This is a genomic window from Serratia nevei, assembly GCF_024160145.1.
Taxonomy (GTDB): Bacteria; Pseudomonadota; Gammaproteobacteria; order Enterobacterales; family Enterobacteriaceae; genus Serratia; species Serratia nevei_A.
The window spans coordinates 1-21,871 of the sequence record NZ_JAMYWQ010000041.1 but is presented as its reverse complement, the minus strand read 5'-3'; the positions used below and the strand labels follow the sequence as shown (position 1 = coordinate 21,871).

General features: G+C 60.0%; 21 protein-coding genes. 6 read left to right on the top strand and 15 right to left on the bottom strand.

Annotation, left to right across the window (positions count from 1 at the left end):
* Nucleotides 1–25 precede the first annotated feature (25 nt).
* From M6G53_RS21355 to M6G53_RS21335, 5 genes are all read left to right on the top strand, one after another.
* Complete coding sequence (locus tag M6G53_RS21355) at nucleotides 26–2,107, top strand: TonB-dependent hemoglobin/transferrin/lactoferrin family receptor (protein ID WP_253334340.1); 2,082 nt, start codon at nucleotides 26–28, stop codon at nucleotides 2,105–2,107.
* Between the two features lie 66 nt (nucleotides 2,108–2,173).
* Nucleotides 2,174–3,211, top strand: coding sequence for a hemin-degrading factor (locus M6G53_RS21350; protein ID WP_049271968.1), 1,038 nt, complete (start codon nucleotides 2,174–2,176; stop codon nucleotides 3,209–3,211).
* A complete protein-coding gene (locus tag M6G53_RS21345) occupies nucleotides 3,208–4,038 on the top strand; it encodes a heme/hemin ABC transporter substrate-binding protein (RefSeq protein ID WP_436286546.1) in 831 nt (276 codons plus the stop codon). The genes M6G53_RS21350 and M6G53_RS21345 overlap by 4 nt, the downstream gene beginning before the upstream one ends.
* Nucleotides 4,038–5,042 carry a FecCD family ABC transporter permease gene (locus tag M6G53_RS21340; protein ID WP_253334339.1) on the top strand — a complete coding sequence of 335 codons (1,005 nt, stop codon included), beginning with the start codon at nucleotides 4,038–4,040 and terminating at the stop codon, nucleotides 5,040–5,042. The genes M6G53_RS21345 and M6G53_RS21340 overlap by 1 nt, the downstream gene beginning before the upstream one ends.
* Complete coding sequence (locus M6G53_RS21335) at nucleotides 5,035–5,820, top strand: heme ABC transporter ATP-binding protein (protein WP_253334338.1); 786 nt, start codon at nucleotides 5,035–5,037, stop codon at nucleotides 5,818–5,820. Before M6G53_RS21340 ends, M6G53_RS21335 begins: the two co-directional genes overlap by 8 nt.
* Nucleotides 5,821–5,854: 34 nt before the next feature.
* Here M6G53_RS21335 and M6G53_RS21330 read toward each other — a convergent pair whose 3' ends face one another.
* From M6G53_RS21330 to M6G53_RS21260, 15 genes are all read right to left on the bottom strand, one after another.
* Nucleotides 5,855–7,297, bottom strand: a complete 1,443-nt coding sequence (locus tag M6G53_RS21330; RefSeq protein ID WP_253334337.1) for a protein adenylyltransferase SelO — start codon at nucleotides 7,295–7,297, stop codon at nucleotides 5,855–5,857.
* A 259-nt stretch (nucleotides 7,298–7,556) separates the two neighbouring features.
* A complete protein-coding gene (locus tag M6G53_RS21325) occupies nucleotides 7,557–8,288 on the bottom strand; it encodes an EAL domain-containing protein (protein ID WP_253334336.1) in 732 nt (243 codons plus the stop codon).
* Between the two features lie 512 nt (nucleotides 8,289–8,800).
* Entirely contained in the window at nucleotides 8,801–9,814 is a 1,014-nt protein-coding gene (gene lplA / locus M6G53_RS21320) for a lipoate--protein ligase (protein WP_253334335.1), read from the bottom strand.
* Between the two features lie 59 nt (nucleotides 9,815–9,873).
* Entirely contained in the window at nucleotides 9,874–10,338 is a 465-nt protein-coding gene (locus M6G53_RS21315) for a C40 family peptidase (RefSeq protein ID WP_234590853.1), read from the bottom strand.
* A gap of 176 nt (nucleotides 10,339–10,514) precedes the next feature.
* A complete protein-coding gene (arnF, locus tag M6G53_RS21310; protein WP_253334334.1) occupies nucleotides 10,515–10,907 on the bottom strand; it encodes a 4-amino-4-deoxy-L-arabinose-phosphoundecaprenol flippase subunit ArnF in 393 nt (130 codons plus the stop codon).
* Nucleotides 10,904–11,248 carry a 4-amino-4-deoxy-L-arabinose-phosphoundecaprenol flippase subunit ArnE gene (arnE, locus tag M6G53_RS21305; RefSeq protein ID WP_253334332.1) on the bottom strand — a complete coding sequence of 115 codons (345 nt, stop codon included), beginning with the start codon at nucleotides 11,246–11,248 and terminating at the stop codon, nucleotides 10,904–10,906. Before arnE ends, arnF begins: the two co-directional genes overlap by 4 nt.
* A complete protein-coding gene (gene arnT / locus M6G53_RS21300; protein WP_253334330.1) occupies nucleotides 11,245–12,909 on the bottom strand; it encodes a lipid IV(A) 4-amino-4-deoxy-L-arabinosyltransferase in 1,665 nt (554 codons plus the stop codon). Before arnT ends, arnE begins: the two co-directional genes overlap by 4 nt.
* Complete coding sequence (gene arnD, locus M6G53_RS21295; RefSeq protein ID WP_253334328.1) at nucleotides 12,906–13,811, bottom strand: 4-deoxy-4-formamido-L-arabinose-phosphoundecaprenol deformylase; 906 nt, start codon at nucleotides 13,809–13,811, stop codon at nucleotides 12,906–12,908. The genes arnT and arnD overlap by 4 nt, the downstream gene beginning before the upstream one ends.
* Nucleotides 13,808–15,790 carry a bifunctional UDP-4-amino-4-deoxy-L-arabinose formyltransferase/UDP-glucuronic acid oxidase ArnA gene (arnA, locus tag M6G53_RS21290; RefSeq protein ID WP_253334359.1) on the bottom strand — a complete coding sequence of 661 codons (1,983 nt, stop codon included), beginning with the start codon at nucleotides 15,788–15,790 and terminating at the stop codon, nucleotides 13,808–13,810. The genes arnD and arnA overlap by 4 nt, the downstream gene beginning before the upstream one ends.
* The gene (gene arnC / locus M6G53_RS21285) at nucleotides 15,790–16,770 is read right to left on the bottom strand and encodes an undecaprenyl-phosphate 4-deoxy-4-formamido-L-arabinose transferase (protein ID WP_060445331.1); all 981 of its coding nucleotides are present in this window, start codon (nucleotides 16,768–16,770) and stop codon (nucleotides 15,790–15,792) included. The genes arnA and arnC overlap by 1 nt, the downstream gene beginning before the upstream one ends.
* Complete coding sequence (gene arnB, locus M6G53_RS21280) at nucleotides 16,757–17,911, bottom strand: UDP-4-amino-4-deoxy-L-arabinose aminotransferase (RefSeq protein WP_253334326.1); 1,155 nt, start codon at nucleotides 17,909–17,911, stop codon at nucleotides 16,757–16,759. Before arnB ends, arnC begins: the two co-directional genes overlap by 14 nt.
* Nucleotides 17,912–18,311: 400 nt before the next feature.
* Complete coding sequence (btuD, locus tag M6G53_RS21275; RefSeq protein WP_253334324.1) at nucleotides 18,312–19,067, bottom strand: vitamin B12 ABC transporter ATP-binding protein BtuD; 756 nt, start codon at nucleotides 19,065–19,067, stop codon at nucleotides 18,312–18,314.
* Between the two features lie 5 nt (nucleotides 19,068–19,072).
* On the bottom strand, nucleotides 19,073–19,624 hold the full coding sequence (locus tag M6G53_RS21270; protein WP_253334322.1) for a glutathione peroxidase: 552 nt from the start codon (nucleotides 19,622–19,624) through the stop codon (nucleotides 19,073–19,075).
* A gap of 43 nt (nucleotides 19,625–19,667) precedes the next feature.
* The gene (btuC, locus tag M6G53_RS21265; protein ID WP_253334320.1) at nucleotides 19,668–20,675 is read right to left on the bottom strand and encodes a vitamin B12 ABC transporter permease BtuC; all 1,008 of its coding nucleotides are present in this window, start codon (nucleotides 20,673–20,675) and stop codon (nucleotides 19,668–19,670) included.
* A 178-nt stretch (nucleotides 20,676–20,853) separates the two neighbouring features.
* Complete coding sequence (locus M6G53_RS21260; RefSeq protein ID WP_253334318.1) at nucleotides 20,854–21,240, bottom strand: DUF2502 domain-containing protein; 387 nt, start codon at nucleotides 21,238–21,240, stop codon at nucleotides 20,854–20,856.
* A 231-nt stretch (nucleotides 21,241–21,471) separates the two neighbouring features.
* On the opposite strand from M6G53_RS21260, the gene M6G53_RS25535 reads away from it, so the two are divergent.
* Entirely contained in the window at nucleotides 21,472–21,600 is a 129-nt protein-coding gene (locus M6G53_RS25535) for a hypothetical protein (protein ID WP_301286277.1), read from the top strand.
* Nucleotides 21,601–21,871: the final 271 nt, after the last annotated feature.

The following is a 21,871-nucleotide window of genomic DNA, read 5'->3' as shown; positions in this document are numbered from 1 at the left end:
TTTATTACATACGGAGAGTTGCACCATGCCTCTGACATTTTCCACCCGGCTGCGTTTTTCCGCTTTGAGTCTGGCGATTGCCTGCGCTCTGCCTACGGTGGCCTTGGCACAAAACACCAGCACAACATCCTCTTCCAACGCGGCGCCGGCTAAAAAAGCCAAAGCCGCCGACGAGACCATGACCGTGGTCGCCACCGGTAACCAACGCAGCAGCTTTGAAGCGCCGATGATGGTGACGGTCATCGAAGGCAACTCGCCGGAAAGCCAAACTGCAGGCACCGCCGCCGATATGCTGCGCCGCGTGCCGGGCATTACCGTCAACGGCACCGGGCGCAGCAATGGGCAAGATCTCATGATGCGCGGTTACGATCGGCGCGGCGTACTGACGTTGGTCGACGGCATCCGCCAAGGCACCAATACCGGCCACATTAACGGCACATTTTTGGATCCTGCATTAGTGAAACGCATTGAAATCGTGCGCGGCCCCTCTGCGTTGCTGTACGGCAGCGGCGCGTTGGGCGGCGTAGTGTCTTATGAGACCGTCGATGCCGCCGATCTGCTGCTGCCGGGCCACGATACCGGGTTCCGCGTCTACGGCACCGCCGGCACCGGCGATCACAGCCTGGGCATGGGCGCCAGCGCCTACGGCAAGACCGATAACCTCGACGGCCTGCTGTCGTTCGGCACTCGCGACGTCGGCGATCTGCGTCAGGGCAACGGCTTCGATGCGCCTAACGACGAAACCATCAGCAACGTGCTGGCCAAAGGCACCTGGAAGCTCGACGACAATCAGTCGCTGAGCGGCAATCTTCGTTACTACAATAACAACGCGCAGGAGCCGAAAAACCCGCAAACTCCAGCCAGCTCCAGTGGAAACTTAATGACCGATCGTTCGACGATTCAACGCGACGCGGCACTGAGTTACAAACTGAAGCCGGTCGGCCAGGATTGGCTGGATGCGGAAGCGAAAGTGTATTATTCAGACGTGAAAATTAACGCTCACGCCAATGGCAGCGAGGATGAAGCACGTAAACAAACCACGAAAGGCGCCAAACTCGAAAACCGAACGCGCCTGTTTGCGGATACTTTCGCCTCGCACCTGCTGACCTACGGCACCGAGGCCTACAAACAGGAACAAACACCGGGCGGCGCTACCGAAAGTTTCCCGCAAGCAAAAATCAATTTCGCTTCAGGCTGGCTGCAGGATGAAATCACGCTGCGCGATCTGCCTGTCACTCTGCTCGCCGGCACCCGGTATGACAATTACAAAGGCTCAAGCGACGGCTATGCCGATGTGGATGCGGACAAATGGTCCTCTCGCGGTGCGGTCAGTATTACGCCTACCGACTGGTTGATGCTGTTCGGATCCTATTCTCAGGCGTTCCGCGCGCCGACGATGGGTGAGATGTACAACGACTCCAAGCACTTCTCAATTCCAATGGGACCAACCACCATCACCAACTATTGGGTGCCTAACCCGAATTTGAAACCGGAAACCAACGAAACCCAAGAGTACGGGTTTGGTCTGCGTTTCGATGATTTGATGCTGGCCGATGATAGCCTGCAGTTCAAAGCCAGCTATTTCGATACCAAAGCCAAGGACTACATCACCACCGGTGTCACGATGGAACTGGGTCGCGGTCCGCGAGGTCCTTATTGCATCAGTTGCACCACCTTCTCGACCAATATCGATCGCGCCAAAATCTGGGGATGGGACGCTACGCTCAGCTATAAAACACCTTGGTTCGGCTGGGATTTGGCTTATAACCGTACCCGTGGCAAAAATGAAGCGACCGGTGACTGGTTAAGCAGCATCAATCCAGACACCGTCACCAGCTCGCTGGACGTGCCGCTGGGCGAAACCGGTCTGTCCGCCGGCTGGGTCGCCACCTTCGCCGAACGCGCGACGCGCGTAGAGACCGGCACGGCCGAACAAGCCGGCTATGGCGTCAACGACTTCTATCTGAGCTACAAGGGCCGCGATCGTCTGCAGGGCATGACCACCACCGTGGTGCTGGGCAACGCCTTCGACAAAGAATATTACTCGCCGCAGGGCATTCCGCAGGATGGCCGCAACGCCAAACTGCTGGTCAGCTACCAGTGGTAATCATTTGACTATCTGGCGGACAACCCGGTTGTCCGCCGTTCGCATTACAGCGCAGGAGAATCCCGCATGAGCAACACCCTATACGAACGCTACCAACAGGCTAAAATCGATCACCCCGGCAAATACGCCCGCGATCTGGCGGCGATCCTCGGCGTCAGCGAAGCGGAGCTGACGCACGCCCGCGTCGGCCACGACACTCGCCGCCTGCAGGCCGACGCGCGCACCCTGCTGACCGAGCTTGAGCAGGTCGGCGTCACCAAGTCCATCACCCGCAACAGCTATGCGGTGCATGAGCAGATGGGCCGCTACCGCAATCAGCACCTCAACGGCCACGCCGGGCTGATCCTCAACCCGCGCGAGCTGGATCTGCGCCTGTTCCTCAACCACTGGACCAGCGTCTTCGCCATGAGCGAAACCAACAAGCGCGGCGTGCGCCACAGCATTCAGTTCTTCGACCAACAGGGCGATGCGCTGCACAAGGTCTATACCACCGAAGAAACCGATCTGCCGGCCTGGATGGCACTGGTGGAGCGCCACCTGAGCGAAGAAAACCCGGCGCTGGCGCTGCAGCCCGCCGAGGCGAGCACCGCGGATGAAACCACGCAGGATCATGCCAAAATCGACGGCGAATGGCGCGCAATGACCGACGTTCACCAGTTCTTCCAGCTGCTCAGCCGCAACAAACTGACGCGCCAGCAGGCGTTCCGCGCCGTCGGCGACGATCTGGCCTATCAGGTGGACAACAGCGCGCTGTCGCAGTTGCTGGAAGCGGCGCAGCAGCAGCAAAACGAGATCATGATCTTCGTCGGTAACCGTGGCTGCGTGCAGATCTTCACCGGCCAGATCGAACGTTTGATGCCGCAGGAAGGCTGGATCAACGTGTTCAACCGCCGCTTCACGCTACACCTGATCGAAGACGCCATCGCCGAAAGCTGGATCACCCGCAAACCGACCAAGGACGGCATCGTCACCAGCCTGGAGCTGTTCGCCGCCGATGGCACGCAGATTGCGCAGCTGTATGGCCAGCGTACCGAAGGCCAGCCGGAACAAACCCAGTGGCGCGAGCAGGTTGCCGCGCTCGCCGCCAAGGACATCGCCGCATGAAATCTTCCTTAATCCGCCGCCTGGCGTTGATGATGGCGCTGGCGCTGCCGCTCACCGCTGCGGCGGCGCAGCGCATCGTCTCGATCGGCGGCGACGTGACGGAAATCGCCTTCGCGCTCGGCGCCGGCGACGAGGTGATCGCCCGCGACAGCACCAGTCTGCACCCGGAAGCGGTGAAAAAGCTGCCGGACGTCGGCTACATGCGTCAGCTGAATGCAGAAGGCATTTTGGCGCTGAAGCCGACGCTGGTGCTGACCACCGAGCTGGCACAGCCGGCGCTGGTGCTCAAACAGCTGGCGGACAGCGGCGTCAACGTGGTCAGCGTGCCGGGTGACACCACCCTGCAGGCGGTGCCGCAGAAAATCGCCGTCATCGCCGCCGCGTTGCAACGCGTTGAGCAAGGCAAACAGCTGAGCGAGCGCTATCAACAACAGCTGGCGGCGGTCGATACCTCCCCGCTGCCGGTCAAGGTGCTGTTCGTGATGAGCCACGGCGGCATTACGCCGATGGCCGCCGGGCAACACACCGCCGCCGACGCGGTGATCGCCGCCGCCGGCCTGAAAAACGCCATGCAGGGCTTTGACCGCTACCGTCCGCTGTCGCAGGAAGGCGTCATCGCCAGCGCGCCGGATCTGTTGCTGGTCACCACCGACGGCGTGCGCACCCTCGGCGGCGAACAGCAGCTGTGGACGCTGCCGGGCCTGGCGTTGACGCCGGCGGGCAAGCAGCGCCGGGTGCTGATCGTCGATGACATGGCGCTGCTGGGCTTCGGCCTGGAAACGCCGGCGGCGCTGGCCAAGCTGCGCCACGCGGCGGAGCAAAAGTAATGCGCTGTCGCACCTCGCCTCAGCTGACCATCATCGGTCTACTGGTGTTGCTGACGCTGCTGGCGCTGGTCGCCGCCAACCTGGGCGCGCTGACGCTGTCGTTTCGCACCCTGTGGCGCGAACCCTTCAGCGACACCGCCTGGCACATCTGGCTGAACATCCGCCTGCCGCGCGTGCTGTTGGCGGTGGTGATCGGCTGCGCGCTGGCGGTGTCCGGCGCGGTGATGCAGGGGCTGTTCCGCAACCCGCTGGCGGATCCGAGCCTGCTGGGCATCAGCAGCGGCGGCGCGCTGTTTGTCGCCCTGTTCATCGTGATGCCGCTGGCGTTGCCGGTGACGATCGCATTGTATGGCCATATGCTGGCGGCGTTCCTCGGCAGCCTGCTGGTGTCGCTCTTGATCTACGGCATCAGCCGCAGCGGGCACGGCAATCTGTCGCGGCTGCTGCTGGCGGGCATCGCCATCAACGCCCTGTGCATGGCGGCCATCGGCGTGCTCTCTTACGTCAGCAACGATCAACAACTGCGCCAGTTCTCGCTGTGGATGATGGGCAGCCTCAGCCAGTCACAGTGGCCGACGCTGGCGGTTTCCGCCTCGCTGATCCTGCCGACGGCGCTGCTGACGCTGCTGCAGGCGCGGCGGCTGAATCTGTTGCAGCTGGGGGACGAAGAGGCCCACTACCTCGGGGTGAACGTCCAGCGCGCCAAGCTGCAGTTGCTGTTGCTGAGCGCCCTGCTGATCGGCGCGGCGGTAGCGATGAGCGGCGTGATCGGCTTCGTGGGTCTGGTGGTGCCGCATCTGGTGCGCATGCGCCTTGGCGGCGATCACCGCTGGCTGCTGCCCTGCTCCGCGCTGGGCGGCGCCTGCCTGCTGCTGGTCAGCGATACGCTGGCGCGCACGCTGGTGGCGCCGGCCGAAATGCCGGTGGGGTTGATGACCAGCCTGATCGGCGGTCCTTACTTCTTGTGGCTGGTGATGCGCCAGCGGGAGCGAACCGGTGGATAACGCCGCCTGCCTGACGGCCCGAGAGCTGCGCTACAGCCTCGGTGCGCGCCGCCTGATCAACGACGTTTCGCTCAGCCTCGCCGGCGGCGAAATGGTGGCGATTATCGGCCCTAACGGCGCCGGCAAATCGACGCTGCTGCGCTTGCTGACCGGCTATTTGACGCCGGACTGCGGCGAATGTCGGCTGCTTGACCGCCCGCTGGAGCACTGGGCGCCGCAGCAGTTGGCCAAAGTCCGGGCCGTGATGCGCCAGTACAGCGATCTGGCGTTTCCGTTCAGCGTGGAAGAAGTGGTCAGCATGGGGCGAGCGCCGCACGGCAAACGCGACGCGCATCAGGCGATCCAACAGGTGATGGCGCAGACCGACTGCCTGGCGCTGGCGCAGCGCGACTACCGCCAGCTTTCCGGCGGCGAGCAGCAGCGGGTGCAGCTGGCGCGAGTGTTGGCGCAGCTGTGGCAACCGCAGCCGTCTCCCGCCTGGTTATTTCTCGACGAGCCGACCTCAGCGCTGGATCTGTACCACCAGCAGCACACCCTGCGCCTGCTGCGCTCGCTGACGCGCCAACAGCCGCTGGGCGTCTGCTGCGTGCTGCACGACCTTAATCTGGCCGCGCTGTATGCCGATAGGATCCTGCTGTTGCATCAGGGGCGCCTGGTGGCGAGCGGCACGCCGCAGGAGGTGTTGCAGACGGAGATCCTCACCCGCTGGTATCAGGCCGATCTCGGCGTAGTGCATCATCCCGAAGTGTCGCTGCCGCAGGTTTACCTGCGTCAATAACCTCAAGGGCGCCATTAAGCGCCCTTTCTTCATCTCAGCTGGAGCATGAAATCTCCAGATGTTTGCCCCAGTCCGGCGGCAGCGCGGCGAGATCGTCATATTCCGCCGCATCGTCGAACGGCCGCAGCAGGGCCTGATGCAGCCGCTGCAAACGGCCCACGTCGTCTTGCTCCGCGTCTTCAATCGCCTGCTGCGCCAGATAGTTGCGCAGGATCAGCCGCGGGTTCACCGCCTTCATCGCCCGTTGTCGCTCCGCATCGCTCACCTGCTCTTGCTGCAAACGCCCGCGATATTGCTGATACCAGGCGTCGAACGCCGCGCGGTCGATAAACTCGTCGCGCAGCGGCGACTGCGCCTGGTGCTGTTCGGTTTCGCTCAACAGGCGGAACGTGCGGGTATAGTCCCGCCCTTCCTGCGCCATCAGGCTCAACAGCCCGGTGAGCACCTCATTGTCCTGCGCCGTCGGCGTGAAGAAGCCGAGTTTGGCGCGCATCTGTTCGCCGTAGGCGCGCATCAGCGCCGGTTCATACGCCGCCAGCGCCTGCTGCAGCTGTTCAGTGGTCATCAGCCCCGACAGGGCCTGCGCCAGGCGATGCAGGTTCCACAGCGCCACCGCCGGCTGATTGTCGAAGGCGTAACGCCCCTGATGGTCGGAGTGATTGCAGATATAGCCGGGCTGATAGTCATCGAGGAAGCCGTAAGGGCCGTAATCGATGGTGATGCCGAGAATCGACATATTGTCGGTGTTCATCACGCCGTGGGCGAAACCGACGGTTTGCCAATGGGCGATCAGGCGCGCCGTCCGTTCCACCACGTCGGTAAACCACAGCAGGTAACGCTCAGCCTGCTCCTGCAGCTGCGGCCAGTGACGAGCGATGACGAAATCCGCCAGCTGCTGCACCTGCTCCGGCTGTTTACGATAGTAGAAGTGTTCGAAGTGGCCGAAGCGCACGTGGCTTTCCGCCACCCGCATCAGCATGGCGCCACGTTCCGGCTGCTCGCGGAACACCGGCTGCCGGCTGGTCACGATGGTCAATGCCCGGGTGGTGGGGATCCCCAAATGATGCAGCGCCTCCGAGGCCAGAAACTCGCGGATCACCGAGCGCAGCACCGCGCGGCCGTCCCCCATACGCGAATATGGCGTCAGCCCGGCGCCCTTCAGGTGCCAGTCGCGGTGGCTACCGTCCGCCAGCAGCTGTTCGCCAAGCAGAATGCCGCGGCCATCCCCCAGTTGCCCGGCCCACACGCCGAACTGGTGGCCACTGTACACCTGCGCCAGCGGCTGCATGCCCGGCAGCAGCGTCTCTCCCGCCCAAAGGGGGGTTTTATCCTGGGTAAACCAGCTTTCATCCAGCCCCAGCTCGCGCGCCAGCGGCTCGCTGTGGTACAGCAGGCGCGCATCCTTGAGCGGCGTCGGATTCAGGGCGGTGTAGAAACCGGGTAACTGTTGATAGTAAGCGTTATCGAACTGCGGCATAGGCCCTCCGTTTCAGCGTAGTGTAGAGCCTGAACGGGCGGATTAACACCGAAGGAATGCAGGGAGAACGCATCCCCCTGTCGCCAGGATGGATGCGGGGAGTTTGGCGTTTCCACCTGACGGCGGAAACGCGGTTTAACGCAGGCTGACAAACGGTGTCATCAGCCAAAAAACGATGGCGAATAACGGCGACGGAATCACGGCAAACATCACCCCGCGCATTATTTACCTCATTGTGTGTAGTTTTTTATATCACTTCTTAATTATTGAACTCGCTGGGCTTCGCCAGCAAAGCTTGCAGATTATCCACACCAATGCTGGGCCATAAAAAACCTTGCAGGCCTAAAACACCGGCGTATCTGAGTTTATTAAAGTACTCTTTTTTCTCTATTCCTCCGACGATCACGCCTTTACACAACAGGTTGATATTCTTTAACAACGAGTCGATGACCACGTCATATCCCTGATGGGTAAACAGCTGCCAGTAAAAACGCTTGTCTATCTTTACATAGTCAAACAAACCATCGTACAGCGCGGTCAAGGTGGCTTTACCGGAACCGAAATCATCGAGCCACAGCGTAAACATTTCGCTTAATCGCTGCACGCTCGGGTTGTGCTTCCCGGCCGAAAGATTCGGAAAACTCTCACTCATTTCGAATGCAATAAAAGGATATTGCCTGATCCATTGGCACAACGCCGGATCGGAAAGAATAAGCTCGACGATGGTTTCTTCGATATTGATGGTCAACTGCACGCTGTTACCGGTAAACCAGTGCGCATGCCGCTCCGCAAGTTTCAATTGCTCATTAAATAACTCAATCCTTTGTTCAGGCGCCAATAAATTAATCCCAATTTCGGCCGGCATGGCTAAATCACCGTCTAGACTATTGAAACGGCTCAACATTTCTACCGCCAACAGCCTACCCTCCATTGAGTAAACAGGTTGAAAAACATAGCTACTAATAAAGTCAGCTTCGAGTTGGATGTTCATTTTAATGCCACAGGATGAATGGCTAGCGTATCATCGTATATCAATATATTTTATCGATCAATCCTTCTGGGATTAATCGGAAATATCAATACAAATACCCATGAAATATCATTTAATTGATAGATTAAAGCTATACGACAATCGCGAAAGGCGCAAAAGAAAAGCAGCCGAACTTATGCCAACTTTCTCGCCCAACGCACGATATGAAAAGGTATTTGGCTTAAGTTGAATGGATGAAGGGCTAAATTTGACTTATCTCCCTTGTTTTATTTAAGAAAAATCTTAAATAAAGTAAAATAATCTTTCTGCCGTAACGCCGATTTTTCCTGCCGTTAACGATGACTGATTAAATTTAATAACGCATCAATTCCGCCCGTTATTCGCGGCATTGAAACCGTAAAAAAATGCCCGCCTTGATTTTCGAAAAATCTGCGCTACCCGCCTGAAAAACGTCGATTTCAGCGATAAAAAAAGGGATGAGCACGCTCATCCCTTCGCCATCCGACCTGCGGTTAGCGGATCGTATTACTCAGCCATTGCCGCAGTTCGGCCAACTCCGCCGCCTGTTGCGGATAATCCGCCATCAGTCGGCCACAGCAGGCGGCAACGGGCTCGCTGCGATACACGCAGCCCACCAGCGTTTCCGCCAGCCGCTGCAGCGGGGCGGGATTCAGGCTGTCGGTGAACAGCTGCGCGCGAACAATCGTCCCCTTCTCCACATCGAAGAACAGATCCACGCCGCCCCAGACGAAACGCTCGTTAAGCAGATGGCTGAACGCCGGTGCCTTGCCGAAATTCCATTCCCAACTGCTCTGTTTGGCGAACTGCGCGGCAAAATCGGGCAAATCGGGGAAAACGTCCGGCGAAATGATCTCCGGCTCGGCCGTCTCGCCATAGTGGGCGAAGAAGGCCTGCACGATCGCTTCACACACTTGCTCATGGCCGATGCCCGGCAAAAACTCCGCCAGATTGGCGACGCGCGAACGCACCGAGGTGATGCCCTTGGCCTGCAGCTTTTTGGGATCCGGATTGAGGTAGTCCGCCAGGCGTGCCAGATCGGCGTTCAGCAGTAGCGTGCCGTGGTGGAAACCGCGATCCTGCGTTTCGCGATAGGCCGAGCCGGATATTTTGCGCAGCCCCTCGGCGGTTTCCATCACCAGATCGTTGCGGCCCGACGTCTCGGCCTTAACACCCAACTGCCGCAACGCCCGCAGAATGATATCGGTCGAGACGCTTTTGTCGTAACCCGGTTTGCCGGCCATAAAGGTGAAACAGGTGTTGCCCAGATCGTGAAATACCGCCCCGCCGCCGCTGCTGCGCCGTGCCAGCCGAATGCCGTCCTGCTCCATGCGCCGGGTATTGCACTCTTTCCAGGGGTTCTGCGACTGACCAATCACCACCGTTTCGGCATTGCGCCACAGGAAGAGGATTTTTTGCGTGGTCATCTCGCGGAAGATGCATTCTTCCACCGCCAGGTTGAACCAGGGATCGTAGGAGTCGGAGATCAGTAAACGCAGACTGTTCATGGCAGGCACCGTTCAAAATACGTGATGCCGCCATGATACACCAAATCAACGGGTTAAGGCTAAATGCGACGCGCCTGCCAGTACACCCGCTTCCAGTAGACGTTATCGAGCGAGGAGCGGATCACTCCGCGGCTGGTCGAAGCGTGGATAAATTGGTCGTTGGTATCGTAAATGCCGACGTGCAGGCCATTCTCACCGCCGCCGGTTTTGAAAAACACCAGATCGCCCGGCATCAGCTCATCGCGCGAGACCTTGGTGCCCAGCGAGGTTTGTTCTTCGGTCGAGCGCGGCAGCTGCATGTCGAAACGATCGCGGAACGTGCGGTAAACAAAGCCGGAACAATCTACGCCGCCGCGATCCATGCCGCCGTAACGGTATGGCGTGCCGTACCACTGACGCAGTTGCTCATTGAGCTGGGCCACCACCACGATAGAGTCCGCCAGCCGGCCGCTCGGCGGCGGTGCATGGCTGCTGCAACCGGCGAGGATCAAACTGGCTAATAAAAACCACACACGCATCCGCATAATATCCCTTCATTGAACACGCTGCCGCATTATGCCAATCGCGACACCACCACACCGCCTGCGAGGCAAAGCCGGCACCACGTAAGGAGAGCGCTATTTCGCGTTAATTTATCTCCCGCACGGGGAAAAAGGCAAGCGCCATGAGGGAGATAATCGCAGGATCGCCGGTTTTGACCCTATTCCGGCGATTTTGTCGCGGATTTGCTGTTAATCAGCCAGACGCCGAACAGAATAAACAGCGTGCCCAACGTTTTCAGCAGCGTAGCGGATTCGTTAAACCACGGCAGGATCACCGCCGCCAGGTAGACCAGCGCATAGCTGACGCTCAGCAGAGGATAAGCACGGTTTAACGGCAGGTGGCGCAACGCAAAGAACCAGCACAGCATCGACAGCGCATAACCGAAGATGCCGCCGCCCACCGCCAACAGCGGCAGCCAGTAGTCGCCGATCAGCGCCAGCGAGACGTCGGCGAACGACATCAGCGGGATTTGCACCATGCCCCACTTCATCAGCAACTGCGCCAGCGTCACCAGCAGCACGCTGGCGGCGCCCCAGACATAGCCCCTCATGCATGCACGCTCATCAGCAGGATCCCCAACATAATCGACGCCACGCCGCACCAGTGGCGCGCGGTCGTCGGCTCATGAAACACCCAGCGCGCCGCCAGCGTCACCAGCACGAAGTTCAGGCTGAGCATCGGGTAAGCCAGGCTGAGCGGCAGGCGTTGCAGCACATTGAGCCACACCGCCATGCCCAGCCCCAGCAACAGCACCGCCAGCGCCAGCCAGCGCAGCGTTTTCTTCAGCCGCGCCTCGTCCGGCCGTTCCCAACAGTGCGCCGCCTGCTTCTGGCACAGCTGCCCACCGCAGGTAAGCAGACTGACCACGATCACCAACAGAAAACCCATCATGGTTGCTGTTTATACCACATCAGCACCAGGCGGTTCATTCGATCCACCTTGTCTGCAGCAGGCAGATCCTGCGGTAGCGCTTCGCCGCGGGACAGTTGCAACACCAGGGACACATTCCCCTGCTTGCGCGCCTGCGCCAGCCACTGCGGGAAGTCGGCGTCGCTGATCAGGTGGCCCTTGGCGTCCGGATACGCCAGGCCATAGGCCACCTCGCCTTTCTGGCTGTACATCAGCACGTCGCTGCGCTTCAGCTCCCAGGCCAGACCGGCCGCCACCCCGACGCTGTCGGTCAGCACGTAACGGCTGTCGCCCAGCTCGGCCATCGTCGCGCGCGCAAAGTTCTGCGGCAGCTTGGAATCGGTCACCTGCTGCGGGATGGCATAACCGATCACCAGGCACAGCAGCACCGGGCAAGCCGCCGCCCAGCGCCATTGGCGGCCGTTATCGCGTGCGGAGACCAGCGCGAATGCCAGCCAGCCGCCGAAAGCGATCAGGCCGAGCACCATTTTCGGCCACTCCTGGGGGGTAAACAGATGCGCTTTCGGCAGCAGACCGGAACTCAATACCACCAGCGCCACGATGCCGATCACCCCGAACAGGCCGTTCAGCCAGGCGTTGGCCTTGAACAATCTGGCACGCAGCGTGGCGGCATAGTCTTCCGCATAAGCGGTCATCAGCAGCGCCAGCGGCGCCATGCACGGCAGAATATAGGTTGGCAGTTTACCTTTGGCGATGCTGAAGAAGATCAGCGGCATCATCGCCCAGCTCAGCAGAAAGAACAGCTCCGGGCGCTGTACGCGCTCGCGCCAACCTTTAAGCAGCGCACCGGGCAGCAGCGCCAACCAAGGCAGCACCGCCGCCAGCAGGATTGGCAGGTAATACCAGAACGGCTCTTTGTGTTGGGCATTATCTTCGGCAAAGCGCTGAATGTGCTCAACCCAGAAGAAATAATTCCAGAAGTCGGGTTCGCGCTGGGCAATTGCCAGCGCCCAGGGCAGGCTGAGCAATGTGGCGGTCACGATTGCCACCGGGCCGTAGCACAGCAGATCCTTGATGCGACGCTGCTGGATGACAATCGGAATCACCGCGATCACCGGCACCGCCAGCGCCAGGAAGCCCTTGGTCATAAAGCCCATGCCACAGGCCAAGCCCAGCAGCGCGTAAGCGCCCAGCTTCCCCTTGACCGAGGTGGCTTTCAGCGTCAGGTAATAACTGACCATCGCCGCCGCCAGCCACAGCGAGATCATCGGATCCAGTACGCTGTAGGTGCCGATGCTGAACACCAGCACCATCGACAGGAACATCAGCATCGCCAGGCTGGCGCGACGCGCATTGCGCCACATCAGCATCGCCAGCGCGAACACCAGCAGTGCGGTCATGCCGGTGCTGAACACCGAGCCGAAACGCACCGCAAAGTTGTTTTCGCCGAACAGCCACTGGCTGATGTTATTGAACCAGTAACCCGCCACCGGCTTTTCGAAGTAGCGCAGCCCCAGCAGGTGCGGCACAACCCAATCACCGCGCTGCAGCATCTCACGGCTGATCTCGGCATAACGCGTCTCATCCGGCTGCCACAGCAGGCGGCCGTTAAGCGGGATCAGGTAAACCAGAGCAAAAAAAACGGCCAACAGAATGGCCCAGGATCCTTTTAGCGCCTTCATGTAACGTCCTTCACATCGGTTTGACAGCCCAGCCAACCTTCGCGGCCGGGGAAAGGAGCGCGCTTGATGCGGCCCAACGGCAGTGACGCCAAATCTTGCGGTAACAGCGCGCTCAGCGGGCAGAATTCGATGCCCTGCTGCCGGGCGCGTTGCAATAACTGTTCAAACATCGCCGCTTGCGACATGCCTTCCACTTCGGTGTGAATGGTGTACACCGGCACGCCGCGATCGTTCTCGATGGCACGCAGAATGTAATCGTTGAAGTCGGCCATGCTGACTTCGCTGCCGATCACTTCGTCGAAGGTCGGCAACGTCACCGGGATCTGCACCGTGCCGTGTCGCCCGTCGCTCAGCACCGGCCGAAACGGATGGGTGCCGCGGCAATCGCTGTTGTAATGGAAGCCGAAGCGCTGTTTGACCTCCAGCACGCGCGTATCGGCGCGCCACCCCGCCACGGCGGAGCATTTCACCGGCTGGCCGGTACAGGCGCTCAGGGCGTCGACGCCCAGCTGCACCTGTTCGGTCAGCTGCGCTTCGTTCCACTTACCGACCTTGGCCTGCCAGCCCTGGTGATCCCAGGCGTGCAGCCCCACCTCATGGCCGGCCTCGGCGGTGCGTTTCATCAGCGGCCCCAGCGCGCGTGAAATGTTGCGCCCCGGCCAGGCGGTGCCGGCCAACAGAATGTCCAGGCCGTACAGCGAGGCGGCGTTCGAACGCAGCATTTTCCACAGAAATTTCGGACGCAAAAGGCGCCAAAGATGGCGCCCCATGTTGTCCGGTCCCACGCTGAAGAAGAAGCTGGCCTGAATGTCGTACTTGTCGAACAGGTCCAGCAACTGCGGCACCCCTTCACGGGTGCCGCTGAAGGTATCTACATCAACACGCAGACCGACTTTCTTCATGCACCGTTCCCTTCCTGAACGGTAGTGCGCAGGAAGTAGTCCAGCGTGTCGGCGACGGTTTGCTTCATCTCGATAGTCGGCTGCCAGTCCAGCAGGCGGCGAGCGTTTTTGATGCTCGGCGTGCGGTGTTCGACGTCCTGATAGCCTTTACCGTAGTAGCTGCTGCTCTCCACATCCTTGAAGCCGGCGAACGGCGGGAAGCGGTCGCGCAGCGGATGGTTGTTGAAGCTTTCCAGCAGCATTTCCGCCAGCTCGCGAATGCTCGCTTCGTTGGTCGGGTTGCCGATGTTGACGATCTGGCCATCGCACAGGCCGTCGCGGTTCTCGATGATGCGGAACAGCGCTTCGATACCGTCGTTGATGTCGGTGAAGCAACGCTTCTGCGCGCCGCCGTCCATCAGTTTGATCGGCGAACCTTCCACCAGGTTGAGGATCAGCTGGGTGATGGCGCGGGAAGAGCCGATACGCGCAGCGTCCAGGTTATCCAAACGCGGCCCCATCCAGTTGAACGGACGGAACAGCGTGAACTTCAGGCCTTCTTTAGCGCCGTAAGCCCAGATAACCCGATCCAGCAGCTGTTTGGAGACCGAGTAGATCCAGCGCTGTTTATTGATTGGCCCGACGATCAGGCGCGAATGGTCTTCGTCGAACTCTTTGTCGTCGCACATGCCGTACACTTCTGAGGTGGACGGGAAGATGATGCGCTTGTTGTATTTCACGCAGTCGCGAACGATCTTCAGGTTCTCTTCGAAGTCCAACTCGAACACGCGCAGCGGGTTACGGGTATATTCGATCGGCGTCGCGATCGCCACCAGCGGCAGCACCACGTCGCATTTCTTGATGTGATACTCGATCCACTCGGAGTGGATGCTGATGTCGCCTTCCACGAAGTGGAAACGCGGGTTGTCGAGGAAACGGCTGATGGCGTCAGAACCGATATCCAGGCCGTAGATGTCGTAGCGATCGTCACGCAGCAGGCGCTCGGTCAGGTGGTTACCGATGAAGCCGTTGACCCCGAGGATCAACACGCGGGTGCGGCGTTTCATTACGGCGTTCGGCTTGGCGGCCAGACGCACATCGGTGACGATGCCCATCTCCTGCGCCAGGCGGCTGCCCTGCACATACAGACCGTTGTCGTTCTGACCGGCGACGATCTCCAGCGCACCTTCGCCACAGGCGATAACCAGCGGTGAAGTGCTCAGGACGGTGCCCGGCTGTTTGTCGTGTTGGGTATCCAGCACGCGAGAGCGCCAGACGATCAGCTTGCGCTGGCCGAGGTAGCTGAAGGCACCCGGGTACGGCTCGGTGACGGCGCGCACCAGGTTGTTGATCGCTTTGGCAGATTTGTGCCACAGGATCTCGCCGTCCGCCGCGGTGCGGCGGCCGAAGTAGCTGGCCTGAGACTCATCCTGCTTGGTGAAGGTGGCCGTGCCGTTCTTCAGCTTCGGCAACTGCTCTTTCAATACCGCCTGCGCGGCTTCCAGCACTTTCTTGTGCAGCGTCAGCGCGGTGTCGCTGTCGGCGATGGTCACTTTCTGCTGGCCGACGATGTCGCCGGCGTCCGGGCGTTTCACCATTTTGTGCAGCGTAGCGCCGGTTTCGGTTTCGCCGTTCACCAGTGCCCAGTTCACCGGCGCGCGGCCACGGTAATGCGGCAGCAGCGAACCGTGCAGGTTGAAACCGCCCTGCGGCGCCAGCGACAGGATCTCGTCGCTCAGCATGTGACGGTAGTAGAACGAGAAGATCACGTCCGGCTGCAGGTCGCGAATGCGATCAACCCACAGCGGGTGGTTTACGTCTTCCGGCGCATAGACCGGCAGATCCAATTCGGCGCCCAACCGGGCCACGGAGGAGAAGAAGTTGTTCTCACCAGGGTCGTCGGTGTGCGTGAACACGGCCTGCACGTCATAACCCGCCTCAGTCAGCGCTTTCAGACCTGCGCAGCCAATATCATGGTAAGCAAATACAATAGCTTTCATCATTCTTCTTCCTGAGTATTGTGGTCCTGCTGTACGCCGACCACTTTCTGAACAAAATAGCGAGGACGTGCGCGCACGTCGGTATAGATGCGGCCGATGTATTCACCCAGTAGCCCCATGCCGACAAACTGGGCGCCGATAAAGGTGAACAGGACGGCGAAAAGGGTGAACACGCCGCCGGCGGCCCATTCAGGGCCAAGCAGCAGACGCAGCGCAATCAGCACCAGCGCCAGCACAAATCCGGACAGCGCCACGATGCTGCCGACCACGCTGAGCAAACGCAGCGGCGTGGTGGTCAGGCAGGTGATCAGGTCGTACATCAGGTTGATCAACTTCATCAGGCTGTACTTGGAGTCGCCAAACTCGCGCTCGGCGTGGCGCACGTCGATCTCGGTCGTGCGACGGGCGAAGGTATTCGCCAGGATCGGGATAAAGGTGCTGCGCTCATGGCAGTGCAGCATCGCCTCAACGATGTGGCGGCGGTAGGCGCGCAGCATGCAGCCGTAGTCCCCCATCGACTTGCCGGTGGCACGTTGAATCATCATATTGATTACGCGCGAGGCGCTTTTGCGGAACCAGGAATCCTGACGGTTGGCACGCACGGTGCCCACCACGTCATAGCCCTCTTCCGCCACGCTAACCAGCCGCGGGATCTCCTCCGGCGGGTTCTGCAGATCGGCGTCCAGCGTAATCACCAGATCGCCGGTCACCTGGTTGAAACCGGCCATGATCGCCGAGTGCTGACCATAGTTGCGGTTCAGCAAAACGGCGATCACGTGGCTGTCCGGCTTTTCCGCCGCCGCAGTCAGCATGTCAGCGGAGTTGTCGCTGCTGCCGTCGTCGACGAGGATGATTTCATAAGGTTGAGATAACTGCTTACAGGCGGCGGTAGTACGCTCCAGCAACGCAGGCAGGCTTTCCTGCTCGTTGTATACCGGGATAACTACCGACACTTTTTTAATCGGTTCAACGCGAGACACGTAAAGACTCCACAACAGAAGACAAGGCATTGACCACGCGATCCACATCGGCGTCGGTCATATCAGGGAATAACGGTAAGGTGCACAGCCGCGCCGAGTTCCATTCGGTGTTAGGCAGCGACAACTGCGGATAACGCTCACGGTAGAATTTCTGGGTATGTGCGGCGCGGAAATGCAGCCCGGTACCGATGCCCACCTCTTTCAGGCGTTCCATCAACTGGTCGCGATCGATGCCGCAACGCTCCGGATCGACGCGCACCATCAACAGGTGCCAGGCGTGGTCATGCGGGTAATCCGGCACACCCAACGGTTGGAACGGCGAGCCTTCCAGCGCGCTCAGGTAGCGCTGTGCCAACGCTTTGCGGCGCGCGTTCAGCTCGGTGAAGCGCGACAGTTGCACCACGGCGATCGCCGCATGAATGTCGGACAGGTTGTATTTGTAGCCCGGTTCCACCACTTCGGCCTGCGGTTTGCGGCCAAGCTGCTGACGATCGAAGGCATCGACGGCCAGACCGTGAAACTTCAGGCAACGCAGGCGGTCCGCCAGCGCGTCGTCGTCGGTGGCGATCAGGCCGCCTTCGGCGCAGGTCACGTTTTTGATCGCGTGGAACGAGAAAATCGCCGTGCCGCGCGCGCCGACCCATTCGCCGTTGTAACGCGTGCCGACCGCGTGGGCGGCGTCTTCGATCAGCGGCAGACGGTGGCGTTCGGCCACGGCGCGCAGCGCGTCCATCTGCAACGGCGCGCCGGCGTAATGCACCGGAACAATCGCTTTGGTTTTCGGGGTGATGGCAGCCTCGACATCGGCGGCACTGACCATTAGCGTATCGCGGTCAACGTCGATCATCACCGGCGTGGCGCCCAGCAGCTCGATCATGTTGAGGGTGGAAACCCAGGTTTGCGAAGGGGTGATAACTTCGTCGCCGGGGCCGATGCCCAGCGCCATCAGCGTGATGTGCATGCCCGCGGTGGCGGAACTGACGGCGATGGCGTGCTTACAGCCGAAAGTAGTACAGAAGTCGCTTTCCAGCTGCTGATTCTGCGGCCCGGTGGTGATCCAACCGGAACGCAACACTTTCTCTACCGCCGCGATTTCTTCATCGCCGATGGCCGGGCGAGAGAAAGGTAAAAATTGATCCATAGTTAACCCCAAACGTATCGGACTGCTTTTGATGACACTGTAAATCCCTTTCGTTTAACGGATATTAAACGCCAGAGAAGATTCGTTTCCGTGGATTAACTGCCAATGTAAGGCCGCAAGCTTAACTAAACCTTAAGACGAGACTTGTCATCAGCGGGTGAACTGATTGGCGGGCGCCGTCATCATTAATTTAAATTTCTTATTAAAATCAGTTTATTATATTTATTAATAATTATTTACTTATTTTATTTTGCCGAACCAAGCGTAGCACGTCACTGACGTTTTTCAAGAAAATCGACGATAAAATGAGAGGCAGCACGACATTAACCGAAGCTTACCCGGCTATTTATATTCACTGTGTTTAGATTCCGTTTACATTGAGCAGCGCCGACGCAGAAGCTTAAGCCGTTCTGGTCATGATCCAACGTTCGTCCCCCACCCATTGCAGGTGGAAATCCACTTCATAGACCTGGGACAACAGCGCCGGCGTCATCACCTCGCGCGTGACGCCCTGCGCCACCAACCGCCCGGCGTGCAGCAACCAAACCCGATCGGCCTGCTGCAGGGTATGGTTCAGATCGTGCGCACACACCAGGGCGCAGCGCCCGCTCTGACAGAATTCGCGCAGCAGGCGATCCAGCGCGACTTTTTGCGCCACATCCAGGCTGTTGGTCGGTTCATCCAGCAACAACACCCGACTGTGCGGGTTGACGCTAGGCCACACCTGCAGCAACACCGCAGCCAGCCGTACCCGCTGCCATTCGCCACCGGAGAGCTGCGTCAGCATGCGCGGCAGCTTATCCACCAGTTTCAGCCGCCGGCACAAATAGAGGATGGCATGCTCTACATCGGCTTGCGCCGCTGCCGCAGGCCGGTGCAACGCCAGGTACTGAAATACCGGCATCAACGACACCGGCGGCTGTTGCTGGCTGAGATAGCCGCGCCGGCGTGCCAGCTCGTCCCTCGGGTAAACGGCCAGCGCGCGCCCGTCGAGGCGGACTTCGCCCAGCCCCGGCAGCATGTCCGCCACCCGCGCCAGCAAAGTGCTCTTCCCGGCGCCGTTCGGGCCAATCAGATGGACCTGCAACCCGCCGTCAATCTGTGTCGAAAAAGGCGCCAGGCGCCCCGCCACGCCAACCTCAACGAGTTGCAGCATCCGCCTTACCCTGCCAGCGCTTGTTTCACCGCCGCCACCAGCGTCGGATCTTCCGGCGTGGTGTCAGGCGAGAAGCGTTGGATCACCGTGCCGTCGCGCGCGATGAGGAATTTCTCGAAGTTCCACAGAATATCGCCGGCATGCTTCGGCGCTCGCCCTTTGCTGGTCATCCGCGCCAGGAACTCGCTGCCCTCCGGTGCGACGGCATCCGGCTGCGCGGCAATCAGCGCCTGGTACAGCGGATGACGGTGTTCGCCGTTCACCTCAATCTTGGCGAACATCGGGAATTGCACACCGAAGGTACCGCGGCAAAACGCCAGGATCTCTTCGTTGCTGCCGGGTTCCTGACCCAGGAATTCATTGGACGGAAAGCCCAGGACTTCCAGCCCCCGATCGCGATAGGTTTCGTACAACGCTTCCAGCCCTTCATATTGCTTGGTCAAGCCGCATTCAGAGGCCACGTTGACCACCAGCAGCGCCTTACCCTGGTAGGCGCCCAGCGTGGTGGCCTGGTTTTCGATGGTTTGTAACGGCAGATGGTAGATTGGCTTGCTCATCGGTTGTCATCCTATGGTTTTAATCGCAGGTGAATGAAGAAAACTACCTTACGCCTTTTACCCGGGTCAGTAACCAGATAAATAGCGGCGCCCCCAGCGTGGCGGTGACCACGCCGATCGGCAGTTCGGCTGCCAGCAGCGCAACCCGGGCGACCACATCGGCCACCAGCAACGTGCCGGCGCCGGCCAGCGCGCAGGCCGGCAGCAGATAGCGTTGGTCGGTCAGGCCGGTGAGACGCAAAATATGCGGGATCACCAGCCCGACAAAGCCGATTACCCCCGCGAGCGCCACGCTGACGCCCACCAGCCAGCCGATCGCCAACACCAGCAGATTGCGCCACAGATGCAGCGACAGCCCGAGCTGCTGCGCCTGTACCTCCCCCAACGCCATCAGGTTGAGCGCTCGCCCCTGGCCACACAGCCACAGCAGCACCGGCAACAGAGCCAGCACCAGCCATTTTTGGCGCCAGTCGACGCCGCCGAAACCGCCCATCATCCAGTACATCAGCTGCCGCAGATCGAGGCTGGTGCTGAAGTAGACCGCCCAGGTCATCAGCGCACTGCACACGATGCCGAGCGCCACGCCAACCAGCAACAGCCGCGCATTGGCCAGCCGCCGCCGGCGAGCGAAACCCAGCAGCAGAAAGGTCATCGCCAGCGCCCCGCCTATCGCAGCGGCGCTCATCAGCGCCACCGGCAGCAGGCCGTGTCCCAACAACACCGTCAGCACCAGCGCTACGCCGGCGCCGTTCGCCACACCCAGCAGGCCAGGTTCCGCCAGCGGGTTTTCAAACAGCGCCTGCATCACCGCGCCCGCCACCGCCAGCGCGCCGCCGACCAGCATCACCGCCAGCGCACGCGGCAAACGCAGTTGCCAGACGAACAGCAGCGCCCGATCGCTGAACCACTCTGATGGCCATATCCATTGATCGCCGGCGCAAAGGCTGAACAACAACGCCAGCGTCAAGCCCAGCGCCAGCAGAGTGACCTGGCGTTTATCGCGGTAGCGCTGATGTTGCAACAGTAAGGTAAAGGTGTGGCTGGTAGGCATGCGCGGCGGTTCCCTGCCGGCCGCTGTCGTGGCCGGGTAATTGACGTCTGAGTCGAATAGTAGGGGGTTAACGCCGCAAGGGGAAGCCTTGCGTAAACGATGGCGCAGGAAAGCAGCGGCTGGCCCTGCCCGTCATCACCATGATGATGGCAAAACCAGCCGCCGATCAACTCAGGGCTTAACGATGCGGGCCGGGGTTGCCTGGCGGATAAGGCTGACCGCGGCCGTCATCGCGGCGATCCTGGTTGAGGTTGTTGCGGTCACCGTGGAACGGATTGCCGCTGCGCGCCGGTTCGCGATGTTCATAACCGCGCGGCGGCGAAGGTTGCCAGCGCCCGCCGTCCCAATACATGCCGCGCGCATTGCGCTCGCCCAGGCCGCGGCCCTGGTGCGCATGCCACCACTGCGGCGGACGCCAGTCGTAGCCATCCCAGTAGTAGCCGCGGCGGTCCTGATCCCCCAAATGCAGGGAAACCCCCGGCACGTTGATATCGACGGAGACATCGGCCTGCGCCGCCAACGGCAACAACAGCGGTAGGCACACCAGCAACAGGATTTTTTTCATTTGCCTTCTCACTCTATTTTCCTTGTTGCAGTGGTTATATCAGCGCGCTTATTTAGCGACTATCTCACCGACGCCTATTTTCAGATCGTTTTCAACGGCCTTACACAATTCCTACACTGTTTGCCTCTGGCGTTAATTATCATAGCCACTGACAAGGCTTAACGAATAACTGACAACCTTCAAACGGCGTGGCAATTATAATTAAGCGAATTCCCACCGGAGGATAATAAAATGATCAAACGTATAGGACTGTTGCTGGCCGTTGTGGCCCTGGCGTCGACCCTCAGCGCCTGCTGCTGGGGCCCACACTGGGGCGGCCACCGCGGTGACGGCCCCGGTCATTATTACGGCCGCTATTGAAATGAAAAACAGCCCCACACTCGGCCCGATATAATATATAAGAATATTCCGCAATTGAGATTAAATAAATTTTCGCCGTGGTGGTTAAAAAAATAGATTTAATCTTCGCACTATCGATTAGGAATAAACTGAAATTTATCCCAGAATCGGGATAGGGGCTGATCTCACGACCAGCCTCCTCCCACACCACCGTACATACGGGTCCGTATACGGCGGTTCGGTTATGTTGATCGTCGCCTGCCTATAACTTCGGCAGGCCCAGTTTGGTAAA

What these genes read in the sequence shown, in the direction of transcription:
- M6G53_RS21355 (WP_253334340.1), top strand. Translation starts at nt 26, where the DNA reads ATGCCTCTGACATTTTCCACCCGGCTGCGTTTTTCCGCTTTGAGTCTG.
- M6G53_RS21350 (WP_049271968.1), top strand. Translation starts at nt 2,174, where the DNA reads ATGAGCAACACCCTATACGAACGCTACCAACAGGCTAAAATCGATCAC.
- M6G53_RS21345 (WP_436286546.1), top strand. Translation starts at nt 3,208, where the DNA reads ATGAAATCTTCCTTAATCCGCCGCCTGGCGTTGATGATGGCGCTGGCG.
- M6G53_RS21340 (WP_253334339.1), top strand. Translation starts at nt 4,038, where the DNA reads ATGCGCTGTCGCACCTCGCCTCAGCTGACCATCATCGGTCTACTGGTG.
- M6G53_RS21330 (WP_253334337.1), bottom strand. Translation starts at nt 7,297, where the DNA reads ATGCCGCAGTTCGATAACGCTTACTATCAACAGTTACCCGGTTTCTAC.
- M6G53_RS21325 (WP_253334336.1), bottom strand. Translation starts at nt 8,288, where the DNA reads ATGAACATCCAACTCGAAGCTGACTTTATTAGTAGCTATGTTTTTCAA.
- lplA (WP_253334335.1), bottom strand. Translation starts at nt 9,814, where the DNA reads ATGAACAGTCTGCGTTTACTGATCTCCGACTCCTACGATCCCTGGTTC.
- M6G53_RS21315 (WP_234590853.1), bottom strand. Translation starts at nt 10,338, where the DNA reads ATGCGGATGCGTGTGTGGTTTTTATTAGCCAGTTTGATCCTCGCCGGT.
- arnF (WP_253334334.1), bottom strand. Translation starts at nt 10,907, where the DNA reads ATGAGGGGCTATGTCTGGGGCGCCGCCAGCGTGCTGCTGGTGACGCTG.
- arnE (WP_253334332.1), bottom strand. Translation starts at nt 11,248, where the DNA reads ATGATGGGTTTTCTGTTGGTGATCGTGGTCAGTCTGCTTACCTGCGGT.
- arnT (WP_253334330.1), bottom strand. Translation starts at nt 12,909, where the DNA reads ATGAAGGCGCTAAAAGGATCCTGGGCCATTCTGTTGGCCGTTTTTTTT.
- arnD (WP_253334328.1), bottom strand. Translation starts at nt 13,811, where the DNA reads ATGAAGAAAGTCGGTCTGCGTGTTGATGTAGATACCTTCAGCGGCACC.
- arnA (WP_253334359.1), bottom strand. Translation starts at nt 15,790, where the DNA reads ATGAAAGCTATTGTATTTGCTTACCATGATATTGGCTGCGCAGGTCTG.
- arnB (WP_253334326.1), bottom strand. Translation starts at nt 17,911, where the DNA reads ATGGATCAATTTTTACCTTTCTCTCGCCCGGCCATCGGCGATGAAGAA.
- btuD (WP_253334324.1), bottom strand. Translation starts at nt 19,067, where the DNA reads ATGCTGCAACTCGTTGAGGTTGGCGTGGCGGGGCGCCTGGCGCCTTTT.
- M6G53_RS21270 (WP_253334322.1), bottom strand. Translation starts at nt 19,624, where the DNA reads ATGAGCAAGCCAATCTACCATCTGCCGTTACAAACCATCGAAAACCAG.
- btuC (WP_253334320.1), bottom strand. Translation starts at nt 20,675, where the DNA reads ATGCCTACCAGCCACACCTTTACCTTACTGTTGCAACATCAGCGCTAC.
- M6G53_RS21260 (WP_253334318.1), bottom strand. Translation starts at nt 21,240, where the DNA reads ATGAAAAAAATCCTGTTGCTGGTGTGCCTACCGCTGTTGTTGCCGTTG.
- M6G53_RS25535 (WP_301286277.1), top strand. Translation starts at nt 21,472, where the DNA reads ATGATCAAACGTATAGGACTGTTGCTGGCCGTTGTGGCCCTGGCGTCG.